At 54.1% G+C, this 14,871-nt stretch carries 9 protein-coding genes; 2 read left to right on the top strand and 7 right to left on the bottom strand.

The window, feature by feature from the left end; all coding sequences use genetic code 11:
* Positions 1 to 401: 401 nt before the first annotated feature.
* From GOM71_RS11655 to nirB, 5 genes are all read right to left on the bottom strand, one after another.
* Positions 402 to 2,426 carry an ABC transporter ATP-binding protein gene (locus tag GOM71_RS11655; protein WP_156281199.1) on the bottom strand — a complete coding sequence of 675 codons (2,025 nt, stop codon included), beginning with the start codon at positions 2,424 to 2,426 and terminating at the stop codon, positions 402 to 404.
* Between the two features lie 20 nt (positions 2,427 to 2,446).
* The gene (locus GOM71_RS11650) at positions 2,447 to 4,198 is read right to left on the bottom strand and encodes an ABC transporter ATP-binding protein (RefSeq protein ID WP_156281197.1); all 1,752 of its coding nucleotides are present in this window, start codon (positions 4,196 to 4,198) and stop codon (positions 2,447 to 2,449) included.
* 434 nt (positions 4,199 to 4,632) lie between these two features.
* Positions 4,633 to 5,412 carry a uroporphyrinogen-III C-methyltransferase gene (cobA, locus tag GOM71_RS11645; protein WP_156281195.1) on the bottom strand — a complete coding sequence of 260 codons (780 nt, stop codon included), beginning with the start codon at positions 5,410 to 5,412 and terminating at the stop codon, positions 4,633 to 4,635.
* Positions 5,413 to 5,430: 18 nt separating this feature from the next.
* Positions 5,431 to 5,751, bottom strand: a complete 321-nt coding sequence (gene nirD, locus GOM71_RS11640) for a nitrite reductase small subunit NirD (protein WP_156281193.1) — start codon at positions 5,749 to 5,751, stop codon at positions 5,431 to 5,433.
* Between the two features lie 12 nt (positions 5,752 to 5,763).
* Positions 5,764 to 8,205 (bottom strand): nitrite reductase large subunit NirB, encoded by a 2,442-nt coding sequence (gene nirB / locus GOM71_RS11635; protein WP_156281191.1) that lies wholly within the window; start codon positions 8,203 to 8,205, stop codon positions 5,764 to 5,766.
* A 454-nt stretch (positions 8,206 to 8,659) separates the two neighbouring features.
* Here nirB and GOM71_RS11630 point away from each other — a divergent pair, with 454 nt between their 5' ends.
* Positions 8,660 to 9,259, top strand: a complete 600-nt coding sequence (locus GOM71_RS11630; protein ID WP_156281189.1) for an ANTAR domain-containing response regulator — start codon at positions 8,660 to 8,662, stop codon at positions 9,257 to 9,259.
* A gap of 13 nt (positions 9,260 to 9,272) precedes the next feature.
* Positions 9,273 to 10,334, top strand: coding sequence for an anthranilate phosphoribosyltransferase (locus GOM71_RS11625; protein WP_156281187.1), 1,062 nt, complete (start codon positions 9,273 to 9,275; stop codon positions 10,332 to 10,334).
* A gap of 720 nt (positions 10,335 to 11,054) precedes the next feature.
* Here the strand turns inward: GOM71_RS11625 and GOM71_RS11620 are convergent.
* Together GOM71_RS11620 and GOM71_RS11615 are read right to left on the bottom strand one after the other, a co-directional pair.
* Positions 11,055 to 12,275 carry a multidrug effflux MFS transporter gene (locus GOM71_RS11620; protein ID WP_156281185.1) on the bottom strand — a complete coding sequence of 407 codons (1,221 nt, stop codon included), beginning with the start codon at positions 12,273 to 12,275 and terminating at the stop codon, positions 11,055 to 11,057.
* Positions 12,276 to 12,392: 117 nt separating this feature from the next.
* Positions 12,393 to 14,831 (bottom strand): helicase C-terminal domain-containing protein, encoded by a 2,439-nt coding sequence (locus tag GOM71_RS11615; protein ID WP_156281183.1) that lies wholly within the window; start codon positions 14,829 to 14,831, stop codon positions 12,393 to 12,395.
* Positions 14,832 to 14,871 lie beyond the last annotated feature (40 nt).

Here is a 14,871-nt window from a genome sequence, read left to right as displayed (position 1 = left end):
GTTTGGAGAATAGAGAGGCGTACCGCACTTCGGTACTCGAAACAACGAACCTGCTTCGCTTTATTACGAAGCTAATTTCGCTAATCCGTGCCTAATCGCACCATCTCCGCCGTCTAACGAACCGTTTTTCGCTATCCGAGCACCTTCGTTCGCTATTAGAGTAACTGGATTCGTTATCCGCGCGTTCGAGCGCTCCCAACCGCTCAGCAGCGAAGTTGGCTTCACTATTTAGCGAGGCTGCTTCGCTATTCCGCAAGACCGGGCCTCCGCGCGACACGATAGCGAAATAAATTTCGCTAATTTCTCGCAGCAGGCTATCCCTGGCAAAGAAAAAAAGCCTGTGTCCCCCCCGCTCCCGCAGGAGCCGGTAAAGACACAAGCTTGTTGCATCATTAAAATCATTACGACGCCGTAACCGCCGCGCCTTGCTGCAGCTGATACATCGCGAAATACTTGCCGCGATGCTCCATCAGCCGCTCATGGTCGCCGCGTTCGACGATCCGGCCGCGGTCGAGCACCAAAATTTGATCCGCTTGGCGGATCGTCGACAGACGGTGCGCGATAACGAACGTCGTGCGCCCTTTTTTCAGCACATCAAGCGCCGCTTGAATAATCGCCTCTGTCTCTGTATCAATGCTCGCTGTCGCTTCGTCAAGAATAAGGATCGCCGGATCGTATGCCAGCGCCCGCGCGAACGAGATCAATTGGCGCTGACCCGCGGACAGCGTGCTGCCCTTCTCGATAACCGGAGCGTCAATGCCGCCCGGCAGCGACGCGAACATCTCGTAAGCGCCTACATCGCGCAGCGCCTTCTCGATCTTCTCGCGGCTGATCGCCGGATTGTCGAGGCTGACGTTGGAAGCAATCGTTCCGGTGAACAGAAACGGATCTTGCAGCACGATGCCCATATGGTGGCGCAGATGCTGCTTCGGAATATCGAGAATGTCCATGCCGTCAATCGATATTCGGCCGCTATTCGAATCGTAGAAGCGGAACAGCAAATTCAAGATCGAGCTTTTGCCCGAGCCGGTGTGCCCGACGAGCGCTACCGTTTCACCTTGGCGCGCGGTGAATGAAATATTTTTGAGCACCAATTCGTCCTGTTTGTATGCAAACGAGACGTTGTCGAACTGCACCTCGCCGCGATAGCGTTCCATCGCGCCCGGCACAACATCAATGCCCTCTTGGTCCATCAGCGTAAACACGCGCTCCGCAGACACACGCGCCGTCTCCAGATTGGAAAGCTGATTGACGACGCCGACAATCGGCTGGAACATCCGGCCCATCAGATCGACGAACGCATACAGCACGCCGACGCCGACAGCAGCGCCCAGCCAGTCGCCCCAGAACATAATGATTACAACGAGGAACATCAAGTTCCGGATAACGTTAACGAGATTGTGTGACGTAATGGAGTTCAAGCTCAGCAGCTTGTTCTGATATTTGAAAAAATGTTCGTTCAAGTCGTCGAATTCCTTCATCGTCTCTTTCTGACGGCGGAACGCTTGAATAATTGGCATGCCTTGGATCGACTCATTGATCATCGCGTTAATCTCGCTCAATTTCGAGCGAATGATGCGGTTATAGCGAGAAGCCACTTTGCGATACAGCTTGATCCAAACAATGAGAATCGGCACAAGCGGAAGCGCAAACAGCGCCAGACGCGCATCCAGCAGGAACAGCGCGCCATAAATCGCTGTCATGTATACGATCGCCGCGAAAAAGTTCGCAAGCACCGCGACATACAGCTCGCGAATCGCCTCTGTATCGTTCGTCACCCGCGACACCACTTGCCCCGCAGCGAGCGTATCGAAATAGCCGACAGGCAGTCTTTGCGTGTGGGCAAATACGTCGTTGCGCATCTTGCGGACGATTTTGTTCGCGGATGTGAGCAGCAGCAGCCTCTGTCCGTAAGTAAACGCCGCGCCAAGCAGCAGCAGACCTAGATAAACGCCCGCAAGCAGCAGCAGCGCCGGAACTTCCGGTTTATAGAACGCATAAAGCTCCTTCGCCGGAATCAGCGCGACAGGCACTTCCGCCTGTTCGCCCGTATCCTTGCTCTTCACCGTCATGACGCCGTCCTTCACCGAACGGTTGCCGTCCTCGATCGGCAGCGTCCCCTCCAGCCAGTAAAATTTTCTGCCTGCCTGCAGGATGCGCACCTCTGTGCCCTTCGCTTCATTAAGAGCGAAATGATCCTCGCGTTTATACCACTTGCCTTTATACGAGACCGCAAATTCCTCCTGAGCGGATACCTCGTGCCATTTCTTCTCGATGCCCAAAATATTCTGATCAATCATTCGCTTGGCGATAAACGGCCCCGCAAGCTCAGCGCTTACAGCAAGCAAGAGCAGCACCAGCGCCCAAACGATCGGTTTTTTATATAACATGGCGTATTGAAACAATCTTTTTCCGGTTGAACCCATTGCTCAAATCGCCTCCAATCCTATTCTGATTCGATGAGCGACTCCAATTGCTGCCGCTCGTATTGTTCTTTGTACCAGCCTTCTTGCAAAATCAGTTGATCATGCTTGCCTTCTTGCACAATCCGCCCTTCATCAAGGACGACTATCCAATCGGCATGCTGCACGGCAGACAACCGGTGCGTCGTGATAAGCGTCGTTTTGCCGGCGCGCTCGGTTCGAATGCCTTCAATGATCTCCGCCTCCGTACGTCCGTCAACCGCCGACAACGCATCATCGAGCATGAGAATTTCCGGATTGGCGATCAATGCGCGAGCAATGCTGACCCGCTGCTTCTGTCCGCCGGACAAGGCTACACCCTTCTCGCCGACCATCGTCTCAAGACCGTCCGGCAGAAACTGAATGTCTTTGGCAAACGACGCCCGCGCCAATGCGCGCTGCAAGTCGGCTTCCGTACCTTCGCCCTTCATACCGAACAGTATATTTTCGCGGATCGTCCGTGAGAACAGAATCGGCGTCTGCGGAACGTAGCCGATCCACCCGAGCAGATTATCGATCTCCAATTGGCTGAGCGATACGCCCGATACCGAAATATCCCCTTTGCCTAACGGATATTCGCGAAGCAGCTGTTTGAGGAGCGTCGTTTTGCCGCTGCCCGTACGTCCGACGATACCGAGCGTCTGCCCCTTGCGGAGTGTAAAGGATACGCGGCTTAAGTTGTCGCTCGCGGATGACGGATAGCGGAACGTGACGTCATGGAACGCAATCGTATCCGGCTGAGCAGCCTTCACGGCGTCTTCGCGGTCCGTTACGTCCGGTTTATAACCGAGCGTTTCATTTACGCGGTCAAGCGAAGCATTGCCCCGTTGCATAATGTTGATCAACTCGCCGATTGCGAACATCGGCCAGATAAGCATCCCGAGATATACGTTGAACGAGACGAGCTCGCCGAGCGTAATTTCGCTGCGGAATACGAGATAACCGCCGTAGCATAAGCCGATCAAATAGCTCATGCCGACCAGAACCTTCATTGTCGGCTCGAATAATGCGTCAATCTGCGCAACGGCAATGCTCTTATCGAACACTTCCGCCGTTTTCTTCTCAAACCGTTGCTGACTCGCTTCCTCTTGCACGAAAGCGCGGGTAACGCGCACGCCCGATACCGATTCCAGCACCTGGTCGTTCAATTCGCCGAACGCGTCCTGCGACGCCATGAAACGCGTATGAATCTTCTTTCCGAAATAGGTCATGGCAAGCGCCATGAGCGGCAACGGCAGAAGCGCGGCCAATGTCAGCTTTAAGCTAATCATCCCGGCCATCATGATCAAAATGGTCACCATAAAAAGCGTCGAATCGATCAGCGTCAAAATGCCGAAGCCCGCTGTCGTCGCGACTGCGTTCAAATCGTTGGTCGAGCGGGCCATCAGGTCACCCGTCCGATTTTTTTCGAAAAAGGTAGGCGTCATCCGCAAAAAGTGACGCATAAGTCTTGAGCGCATTAGCCGCTCCAGTACAAAGGCCCCCCCGAACAATTGATAATGCCATACGTATGAGATCAAATACCCGACAATTGTAACGGCCAGCCAGCCAAAAACGACTTCGTAAAACGCGGTCGTTCCGAGCCGCCCTTGATGGATGCCGTCGATCGTATATCCGATCAGCCAAGGCGGAATGATATCCAGCACACCGGCCAGAATGAGCAGCACGCCGGCTAACGTATATCGTTTCCAGTTCATTGCAAAAAACCATTGAAGCTTCTTAAGTACGATAAACATAAGTTTGTTTCTACACCTCCCGTTATCCATCCAACCGCCATTTCGCCACAAAAAAAAGGAAGCGTACCGTAATGAACGATACGCTTCCTTCACTCGACGCAGGAGGTCCTATTAAGACACTGCTCCCGCGGTAAATGAAAAGGCGCACGATTACGGATACGTAACCATGCGCCTTTGATTTATGGGATAACCCTTAAATTCAAAGAGAAATGACTCGCGGATGGATTACGTTCATTAAATTAGAATTAGTATGCACATTTAGATCGGCAACATTTGGCATTTCAGTAAAGTTAATCATAGAACGCAATCCTCCTTTCGTTTAATGAAATCTATTTGTCACTTTATCATCGGTTGAAATATATGTCAACCCGTTTTTTGGAAAAAAATGAAACCCCTTGTCCCTGCCGTAAAAAGCAGTGACAAGGGGAGTATAACTACCCGATCATGCTCAAAGCGGACGCTTGCCGCTGCGCACGGATCAGTTGTTCCCGCACACGAACGACATCTCCGACAATAATAAGCGCCGGATTCGTAAGCTTCATCGCTGCCGCGATTCGATGAACGTCTTCCAAAGTAGCGGTAATGACACGCTGACCTTTTGTCGTGCCGTTCTCGATCAGAGCAACTGGTGTGGAAGGTGATTTGCCATGCATGAGCAGCTGCTCGCGAATTTCGCCTAGCTGGCTGACACCCATGTAGATAGCAAGTGTATCCACGCTATGAGCAAGCAGATCCCATCTAACCGGCTTGCCGTCGTCGTGACAGCGGCTTCCGGTCACGCAAGCGAAAGATGCGGCATAGCCGCGGTGCGTGATCGGGATGCCCGCAGCAGCGGAAGCGCCTATCGCCGATGTAACGCCCGGTATGAACTCATACGGAATATCTCTCGCCGCCAGCTCCAGCGCCTCTTCGCCGCCGCGCCCGAAGACGAGCGGGTCGCCGCCCTTTAAGCGGACGACCGTCTTGCCTTGACGCGCATATGCAATAAGCGTTTCGTTGATTTTGTCCTGCCGCATGGCATGTGCGCCTGGCGCTTTGCCGCAATACACCCGTTCGGCATCCTCACGGGCATATTCCAACAACTCCACATTGACGAGCCGGTCATACAAAATGACGTCAGCCTCTTGAATTCGGCGCATCGCCTTGACGGTGATCAATTCCGGATCGCCCGGTCCCGCTCCGACAATATAAATCTTTCCCGCAGCTCGTGTCATGGCGATCACCTTTCTTTCTTAGATTGTTATATATATTTCGCCGCTCTCGCTGTCTACCGTCGTTTCGAAGGTCGTTATGCAGCCTTCGTCAGGCTCATGCACACGGCCGCTGCGAAGGTCGATTTTCCAATCATGCAATGGACAATGAACACTGGTGCCGCATACCATACCTTCGGATAACACGCCGCCCTTATGCGGGCATTTATTTTCAACTGCAAGCACACTGCCGTCTGTCAAGCGGAAGACTGCGATATCAATGCCCTGCAGCTTTACGGTACGCGAGCTTTTCACATCAATATCGGATATTTTGCCAATGAGCGTTTTGGTTTTCGTTGACATATATGCCGCCCCCTATCCTCTTACCGGCTGTGCGCCGGACAGTTGCTCAAAGTTTTTACGCAGATCGTCTTTTTCGATAATTTCTTTCCATGGATCCACCGTCACGCCGATTGCCGTTTCCAATCTTTGTTTGAGAGCAAGACGGTCTTCTTGCTTCTCGAGCGCCGCTTTGATCGAATCGAGCCCGACTCTTTCTACCCATGTCGAAGTCCGCTCATTCCAGTTGCCGTTCTCGCGGTAGTATTGCAGGTACGCATAGGACCATTCCATTACTTCTTCTTCGGTTTTGACGACGCAGAGCAGATCGGTTGCCCGCACATGGACGCCGCCGTTGCCTCCAACATGCAGCTCCCAGCCGCCGTCGATAGCTACGAGGCCCAAATCCTTGATCGTTGCTTCCGCACAGTTACGCGGACATCCGGATACGGCAAGCTTCACCTTCGCCGGCGCAGTCATCCGCTCGAACGCTTTCTCCAGCTTGATGCCCATACCCATTGCATCCTGCGTGCCGAAGCGGCAGAACGTATTGCCGACGCAAGTTTTGACCGTACGCAGCGTTTTGCCGTAAGCATGACCGGAAGGCATATCGAGCTCTTCCCACATTTTCGGCAAATCTTCCTTCTTCACGCCGAGCAAGTCAATCCGTTGACCGCCTGTGAATTTCACCAATGGAACCTCGAACTTCTCAGCTACTTCGGCGATTTTCTTCAGATCGGACGGTGATGTCACGCCGCCGTAAATACGCGGTACGACAGAGAACGTGCCGTCTTTCTGAATGTTCGCATGGAAGCGTTCGTTCGTAATTTTCGATTCTTTCTCGTCCACATACTCTTCAGGGAACAGCATGCCCAGGTAATAGTTGAGGGCAGGACGGCATTTGGAGCAGCCTTCCGGCTCCTTCCATTCCAGCACGTTCATAACTTCCTTAACGGTTTTCAGTCCCATGCGGGAAACTTCGGCTACGATCTCGTCGCGGCTCAATGTCGTACAACCGCAAATGCCTTCCTTCACCGGCTCGCCGAGCGCGTCTCCGGCGTACACCTTCAACAGACCTTCAACATCCGATTTACAGCCGCCGCAGGAGCCTGCCGCTTTCGTGCAGCCTTTGATCGCTGACAGCGTATTGCAGCCTTTATTTTTGATCGCGTCCGTAATCATCGCCTTCGTGACGCCGTTACATCCGCACACAATTTCATCATCCGGCATCGATTCGAATTTGCTTGTCGAACTGCCTTTGCCGCCGAGCGCATCTGCCGAAACGCCGAGCAGAAGCTCTTTCTCTCGGCCCTCGATCGATTCGCCTTTTTTAATATAGGAGAACAACTCCGTGCCGTCGGAAATGTCGCCGAACAGAACAGCGCCGATCAGCTTGCCGTTCTCGATAACGATTTTTTTGTACGTGCCGCCAAGGTCGTCTTGAATGCGGAGCGCCTTCATGCCAGGCTTCTCAAGGAATACGCCGGCCGAGAATACGTCAACGCCGGAAACCTTCAGCTTCGTCGATGTAATCGAACCGGTATAGCCCGCCGTTTCAACGCCAGCCAGCCTTTTCGCCAGCACCGCGCCTTGATCGTACAGCGGAGCTACAAGGCCGTAAGAAACGCCGCGATGCTCGATACATTCGCCAACGGCATAAACGCCCGGCGCGCTCGTTTGCATAAAATCGTCTACGACGACGCCTTGATTCGCTTCGATGCCGGAATCTTGCGCAAGCTTGACGTTAGGGCGAATACCAACTGCCATAACGACCAAGTCAGTCTGCAGCTCGCTGCCGTCTTTGAACTCCAATCCTTCTACGCGATCCCCGCCCACCATTTTGGTGGTTTGCGCCGAAAGCATAAACTTCATGCCCTGCGCTTCCAGCTCGCGCTGCAGCATGCGGCCAGCTGGCTCGTCGAGCTGAGCGTTCATTAGAATCGGGTTGCGGTGGATAACCGTTACGTCCATGCCGAGATCGAGCAAGCCTCTTGCCGCTTCCAATCCGAGCAGGCCGCCGCCGATTACGGCAGCTTTTTTATATGATTTCGCTGCGGCAAACATGGTCTCGCAGTCTTCGATATTGCGGAACGCAATGACGCCTTCTTTATCCGAGCCTGGAATCGGCGGCATAAACGGGTTCGAGCCCATAGCCAAAATAACATTGTCATAGCCGACTTCCACGCCTGCGTCAGTAATTACTTTGCGCTGCTCTACGTCAACTTTCGTAACCGTTTGACCAGTGATTAAGTTAATGTTGTTTTCTTTGTACCAGTTCCAATCATTGATTACGATATCATCAATGCCCGCTGTGCCCGCCAAAACATGCGACAACATAATCCGGTTGTAGTTCGGATGAGGCTCCGATCCTATTATGGTAATGTCATACGCATCAGGCGCCAGCTTAAGCAAATGCTCGATTGACCTTACACCCGCCATACCATTTCCGACCAGCACTAGTTTTTTGCGTTCTGTCATCATCTATCTCTCCTCTCCCTTGTAAACCCAAACAGGAACACGCATCGTCGCATTTTCAACAGCAGAGCCGCAATTCGCGTTCGCATCGAAATATAAGCCGCATAAGATGTGGAGCCTATATTTCTTCTTTATATATTGAAAAAAAAGAAAAGCCTGACCCGCAAAAATGGACGCATAGATGCACAGAGAGCGCATTTCTAGTCCATTACTTGCGAAGTCAGGCTTCGTTGCCGCTTCAATCGAACACATCGTTGTATTCGAGAAATTAAACTGTTTGCTTGTATGGTAACTATACACCGATGTCAGTTTTTATGTCAACATTTCTGTGTTAATAATATTGACATAAAAAATGATGACGTCAGGTTATCGACATAACTACGGTTATTGTGTTATATATATTGACATAGAAGCAACATTTGACCGTGGAAAAGCGAAAGGAAGGGAGCTCTTCATTATGCGTTCATTATTAGTCATCTCCAACCTGACGGCTGGGCCGAAACAAACTGCCGCTTCCATGCAGCCGCTCCCCGAAACTATACTTAGCGGAAATGGCTATCATATGATGAAGGCTTCTTCTGAAGAGCGCGCCAAACAGCAAATCGGCGAGGCCGATGCGATCGTATTGAACCTTCCATTAAACGAAGTGAAACAATGGGGAAAAGCGCTCATGCAATGGAAGCGAGTTCCGCTCTTATGGTGGTGCGGCGCTGCCTCCGCCGGATCGTCAGCCGCTTTTTGCGAGGATGATGTATTAATAGACGGCATTCTGACACCGTCGATGAGCGAGCAAGAAATTCATTGGGCGCTCCACTTCGGCGCCAAACAATCGTTCGAGCGCCAGCAATGGATTAATGAAAGAAAGCAGCTTGAAAGCCGTTTGGAAGAACGCAAATGGATCGACATGGCAAAGGGCATTTTATGTAAAATAAAAAATGTATCCGAAGCGGAAGCCTACGACCTGCTGCGTAAGCAGGCGATGAACGAACGGAAACGAATGGTCGACGTTGCGACCTCGATCGTTAAAGTCTATCAGCTTCTTCAAGAGCAAAAATAAGGGGGACTTCGCAATGTTCACTAAACTATTAAAAGAAGTCGGCCGCGGCAAGCGAGGCGCGAGAGACTTAAGCTACGAGGAAGCGCTCGAAGCAGCCGACTGGATCATCAATAACAAAGCGACCCCTGCGCAAATCGGCGCCTTTTTCGTTGCGGAACGGATTAAAATGGAAAGCGTCGAGGAGCTCGAGGCTTTCGTAAATGTATGCCGAAGCAAGGCTTACCGCGCACCGATTCAGAAAGGGATTGATTGCGCAGGACCTTACGACGGGCGAAAAAAATCTTTTTTCGCAACCTTCGCCACCTCCTTCCTGCTCGCCTCCGCCGGCTTGCCAGTCACGCTCCACGGCACGTCGCCGCTGCCGCCGAAATGGGGCGTCACGCTGCACGATATGCTAGCCGTTGTCGGCATTGACGGAGACGCATTGACACATGAACGCGCGGCTCAGATCTCCGCCGAGACTGGCGTGCTCTATGTGCCAACGGAACAATGGTGTCCGCCGTTGAAAGAACTTCGCTCAATCCGCGTCGAGCTCGATATGCGGACGGTGCTCAATACGGCAGAGAAGCTGATCGACTTCTCGCATTCTCCATATTTAGTATTTGGCGTATATCACAATACCGTATTCGATCGCATGAGCAAGCTGTTCTTGCAGCTTGGCTACAATAATGCGTTAATCGTACAGGGCTCCGAAGGTTCGGAAGACCTATTTATCGACCGGCCGACTCGCACCTATATAGTCGAGAACGGCGACGCCCGGCTGCATGTCATTGACCCTGACACGTTCGGTCTGGAAACGCCGCTGCCGGAAGGCATCGTGTGGACCGCAGCCGAGCAAATGCGCGTAACCGAGGAAACGCTTCGCGGTGAAGCGCATCTCAGCTTTGTAAACCAAGTGCTGCTGAACGCTGCTGTGCGACTCCGCCTTGCGGAACGCGCTTCATCGGTCGAAGAAGCGTTGTACACTTGCAAATCGCTGCTTGAGAGCGGCGCCCCATGGGAGCTGTACCGCAAATGGCGCGGCGCGATGCTCGGCGAAGACGCCGGCATCCCGAAATTGCCTGTATCGCGATAAATGAGAGCCCGCCTTTCCGACTAGGAAGGCGGACTTTTTTTATGGAGGCGGGGGTTGGCGCGCAGGGGCCGAGGCCGCTGATCGGGCAGCCACATTGCGTCGTACAGGTGAATAAGACCCTTGCTGGGTCCTATTCGTACCGTGAGACGCAATTTGTTCGCGATAAGACCCTCTATGGGTCTTATTCATGTTGATCGACAGTTGCAGCGCAGGTGCCACGACGGAATAAGACTCCGGCAGGTCTTATCCGCACCAGACCATGCCCGTTGTACTCAAACAAGACCCAGGGTCTTATTCTTGTTGATCGCAGTACCGACGCCATCTCGGCATCCTCTCTAACGGAACCGCAAGCCGTTACACGCGTTCCGCTCGAGCTATATGGAGTCCTAACGGATCCAGAGGCCGTTAGAACTCCAGCGAGAGCAGCTTTTTGGAGTGCTCCGCAGCCTCAGCACCCCCTCTAACGGAATCGCAAGCCGTTACACGCGTTCCGCTCGAGCTGTAGCGGAGTCCTAACGGATCCAGAGGCCGTTAGACTCCAGCGAGAGCAGCTTTTTGGAGTGCTCCGCAGCCTCAGCATCCTCTCTAACGGAACCGCAAGCCGTTACACGCGTTCCGCTCGAGCTATAGCGGAGTCCTAACGGATCCAGAGGCCGTTAGAACTCCGCGCCGCTGGCGGCTGCATTGCAACGAGCCGCCACCCGGCGCAACGCAGCCGCATCAACCCGCGCGCCGCACAAGCAGCGCGTAGCAGAGCACCGCCGCGCAGTTAACCGCGGCGATAACAATCGCCATCGGCAGCGCCGCGCCGCTGCCGCCAAGGCCGACGAGCGGCGCCATGAAGCCGCCGAAAACGAAAGACAGCAGGCCGATTAGCGCCGAGGCGCTGCCGGCCAAATTGCCCTGGTTTTGCATGGCGAGCGAGAAGCTTGCAGTCTGTACCACGCCGACGCTCGAGACGATAACGAAGAGCGGAACGAGCACGCCGAACAAGCCCGCCTCGGCAATCGTCAACGCCAGCAACGCAATGCCGCCAAGCGACGCCATGCCAAGCCCGGTCATCAGCATCCGAGTTGCGCTGACCCTGCCTGCCAAACGGCCGGCTAACTGACTCGCGATAATGATGCCGAGACCATTAATCGCAAAGCATATGCTGTACATTTGCGCCGACAGCCCAAAAATCTGTTGCAGCACAAACGGGGAGCCGGAAATGTAAGCAAACATGCCGGCGACGACGAGCCCTTGCGACAGCGCATAGCCCATAAATACCCGATCTTTCAGCAGACCGCGAAACGTCCGCAGCGTATTGCCGAGACCGCCCTTCAAGCGGTTTTTCTCGCCAAGCGTCTCCTTAAGCCCCAGCCAAACGGACAGCAGCATGAGCGCGCCTATGGCTGCAAGCACGATAAATACGCCGCGCCATGACGTCCATCCCAGTATTTGACCGCCTGCTATCGGCGCCGCAATTGGAGCTACACCGTTCACAAGCATCAGCAAAGAGTAAAACTTCGTCATTTCCGCCCCTTCATACAGATCGCGGACAATGGCTCGGGAGATAACGATACCGGCAGCGCCGCCGAAGCCTTGGATGAAACGGAGCAGCACAAACGTTTCAATTGAAGGAGCCAATACGCACAAAACAGACACCGCCGCATACACCACAAGGCCGATAAGCAGCGGGTTTCTGCGCCCGTAAACATCGCTAAGCGGCCCGATAACAAGCTGACCGATGGAAATGCCTAGCAAGCACGCAGTCAAGCTTAACTGGGACAACGAGGCTCCGGCATGGAAGTCGTCCGCCAGTTGCGGCAGAGCAGGCAAATACATATCAATCGATAATGGCGCGAATGCGGCCAGACACCCTAACAGCAAAGCCATCCACAACCGGGCGCCCGGCGCAAACTTCTCCTCTGCCTTCATCCCCTCATTAACGACTTTCATCTTCGTCACCCCAAACGCGCTCTAAAGTTGTAACAATTATAAAGAGCAACTGGCCGAGCGTCCGCATACCTGTATATCCTCCCCGACAAAGCGCGCCAAGAGATCGGATTGCCAGGATCAGAAAGGGCGTACCACCTCGTAAGGCAGCCACTCCTCAGGAAGCAACCGCGAATATTCCATCTGCAAATACCGATCATCGACCAGCACCAGCACGCCTCGATCCGACTCGGAGCGAATAAGCCGCCCGCCTGCTTGAAGCACTTTGTTCATACCCGGGTATACATACGCATAGCGGTACCCGTCCTTCCCCGTATCATCAAAATAGTTTTTGATGATATCCCGCTCCGCCCCGATTTGCGGCAGTCCCACACCAACAACGACAACGCCAGTCAGGCGTTCGCCAACCAGATCGATGCCTTCGGAAAAAATACCGCCCATCACAGCGAAACCGATCAGCGACCGATCGCGTCCCGCTTGAAATGCGGCCAGGTACCGCTCCCGCTCCTCTTCCGGCATTTCCGGAAGCTGGAGCTGCACATCAACCAGCTGTAAGTCGCCGCCGCCATTCAGCTCGGCCATCAACGCCTCATAGCATTCATTCATATAAGCATAGGACGGAAAAAAGACGAGATAATTGCCCGCCCGTTCCGCCGCAAGCCGCGCAAGCAGCCGGGCGATCGGCGCTTTCGATCGTTCCCGGTCCCGATAGCGGGTAGAGAGCGGCACAACCTGAACGTCCAGCTGCTCGCGAGAGAAAGGAGACGGCACAGCCACCGTATAGTCCTCCTCCAATGCGCCGAGCATGTCCATGTAGTAAGCGCCCGGGGAAAGCGTCGCAGAAAAATAAATTTGCGAGCGGTAGCTCTTGCCGGTTTGCCGCAGCAAATGCGAAGGATCGAGGCAGTACAGCTTTAACCGAACGTCATTGCCCCTAACCTCCGTATATGTCAGAAACCGCTCATCATACAGCTTCGCCGAACGAAGAAAGGCTTGCGACGCGAAGTATACGTCCAGCAGCAGCGCTTCCAATTCCATTTCCGAACCCGCATCAGCATCCGCAGCCAAACCATGTTCAGCCGCATCTGAATTCGAACCGCCCGCACCCGGCACCCCTCCGCCGCTCAGCTCTGTCCGCAGCCGCCTTCCGCCAAGCCAGCCTTCCGCAAGTCCGGCAAACCTCTCCAGCAAGCCAATCAACGCTTCCGGCAGCTCCTTGTCAACGCGCTCCCGTTCCCCGTCTAGCGATTTGCGCAACGCGATAAAATAATCATTTATCGCTTTCGCCGCAGCATAACCCTCCGGCCACAACGGCTTCAACAGTCGCTGCAGCAACAGAAAATCCAACTTCTCCAGCTCTGCGGAAAACATCTCTCTCGACCGGTCGACCAGCTGGTGCGCCTCGTCGATCAACAGCGCCGACCGCTTCCTCTGCTCGCCGGACAGCCGCTTGAGCGAAACTCGCGGATCAAAAACATAATTATAGTCGCATATGACAATATCTGAACCATACGCTGCATCAAGCGAAAGCTCAAATGGGCATACCCGGTGCTTGCGAGCATACCGTTCCACAACCTCCCGGGTCATGAGCGACTCTTCGCTGAGGAGATCCAGCACAGCGCCGTTAATACGGTCATAATGTCCATCCGCATATTCGCAGAGCCGCTTGTCGCAACGAACCTCCTCTTGAAAGCAAATGCTCGCTTTCGCCGTCAGCGTGACCGTATGAATGCGCAGCCCTTTGGCCGCCATCCGCGCAAACGCTTCTTCGGCTGCCAGACGCGTCGTCGTACGCGCCGTCAAATAGAAGATGCGGTCCAGAGCGCCCGTGCCCATCGCCTTAATAGCGGGAAAAGTCGTCGAGATCGTTTTGCCGATGCCGGTCGGCGCCTTCGCAAACAGATTGGCGCCCTCCTCGATCGTCCGGTATACGGCGCCAGCCAGCTTCCTTTGCCCGCTCCGATAGGACGCAAACGGAAACGGCAGCTCCGTTATGCTGCCGCCGCGTTCAGCGGCATGCCGGAGCTGCATCCGCGCGTAAGGCGCGTAGTCGCGCACAAAGCCCTCGACCATCGCCTGCAGCTCCTCAAACGCCATCAATCGCTTCAGCCGCTTGCGCTCGTCGCGTTCGACCGACACGTACGTAAGCTGTACGCCGATCTCAGACAGTCCGTTTTCCGAGGCGTACATGTAGGCGTAACAACATGCTTGCCCCCAATGAACCGGCAGCCCCTCCGACAGCTTCGCCAAATCCATGCGAGTGGACTTGATCTCATCAATCGTCACGCTGCCGTCTTCACCGATCAGCAAACCGTCACAGCGGCCGTCAATCTCGAACACAAGCTCACCGTTGCCGATTCGAGCTTTCAAGTATACTTCCTTCAGATCGCGTTCACTGTAGCTTTGCTGCACCTTCTGATGAATCTTTGTCCCTTCCGCCATCGCATCGGCCGTCTGAAAGCCCGATTCAATGCTCCCGGATCGATACACATATTCCACTAACGGCCGCACCGCAATATGTAAAGCGCCCTCTGCCGCGTTCGAGCCCGCATCCGCCATACCAGCTACCCCCGATATCATTCCCTATCAGGATCAGTAT

Source organism: Paenibacillus sp. NEAU-GSW1 (assembly GCF_009737085.1).
GTDB lineage: Bacteria > Bacillota > Bacilli > Paenibacillales > Paenibacillaceae > Pristimantibacillus.
Note: the sequence above shows the minus strand (reverse complement) of the source record. Positions and strands in the feature narration are given on the sequence as shown.

What these genes read in the sequence shown, in the direction of transcription:
- GOM71_RS11655 (WP_156281199.1), bottom strand. Translation starts at nt 2,426, where the DNA reads ATGGGTTCAACCGGAAAAAGATTGTTTCAATACGCCATGTTATATAAA.
- GOM71_RS11650 (WP_156281197.1), bottom strand. Translation starts at nt 4,198, where the DNA reads ATGTTTATCGTACTTAAGAAGCTTCAATGGTTTTTTGCAATGAACTGG.
- cobA (WP_156281195.1), bottom strand. Translation starts at nt 5,412, where the DNA reads ATGACACGAGCTGCGGGAAAGATTTATATTGTCGGAGCGGGACCGGGC.
- nirD (WP_156281193.1), bottom strand. Translation starts at nt 5,751, where the DNA reads ATGTCAACGAAAACCAAAACGCTCATTGGCAAAATATCCGATATTGAT.
- nirB (WP_156281191.1), bottom strand. Translation starts at nt 8,205, where the DNA reads ATGACAGAACGCAAAAAACTAGTGCTGGTCGGAAATGGTATGGCGGGT.
- GOM71_RS11630 (WP_156281189.1), top strand. Translation starts at nt 8,660, where the DNA reads ATGCGTTCATTATTAGTCATCTCCAACCTGACGGCTGGGCCGAAACAA.
- GOM71_RS11625 (WP_156281187.1), top strand. Translation starts at nt 9,273, where the DNA reads ATGTTCACTAAACTATTAAAAGAAGTCGGCCGCGGCAAGCGAGGCGCG.
- GOM71_RS11620 (WP_156281185.1), bottom strand. Translation starts at nt 12,275, where the DNA reads ATGAAAGTCGTTAATGAGGGGATGAAGGCAGAGGAGAAGTTTGCGCCG.
- GOM71_RS11615 (WP_156281183.1), bottom strand. Translation starts at nt 14,831, where the DNA reads ATGGCGGATGCGGGCTCGAACGCGGCAGAGGGCGCTTTACATATTGCG.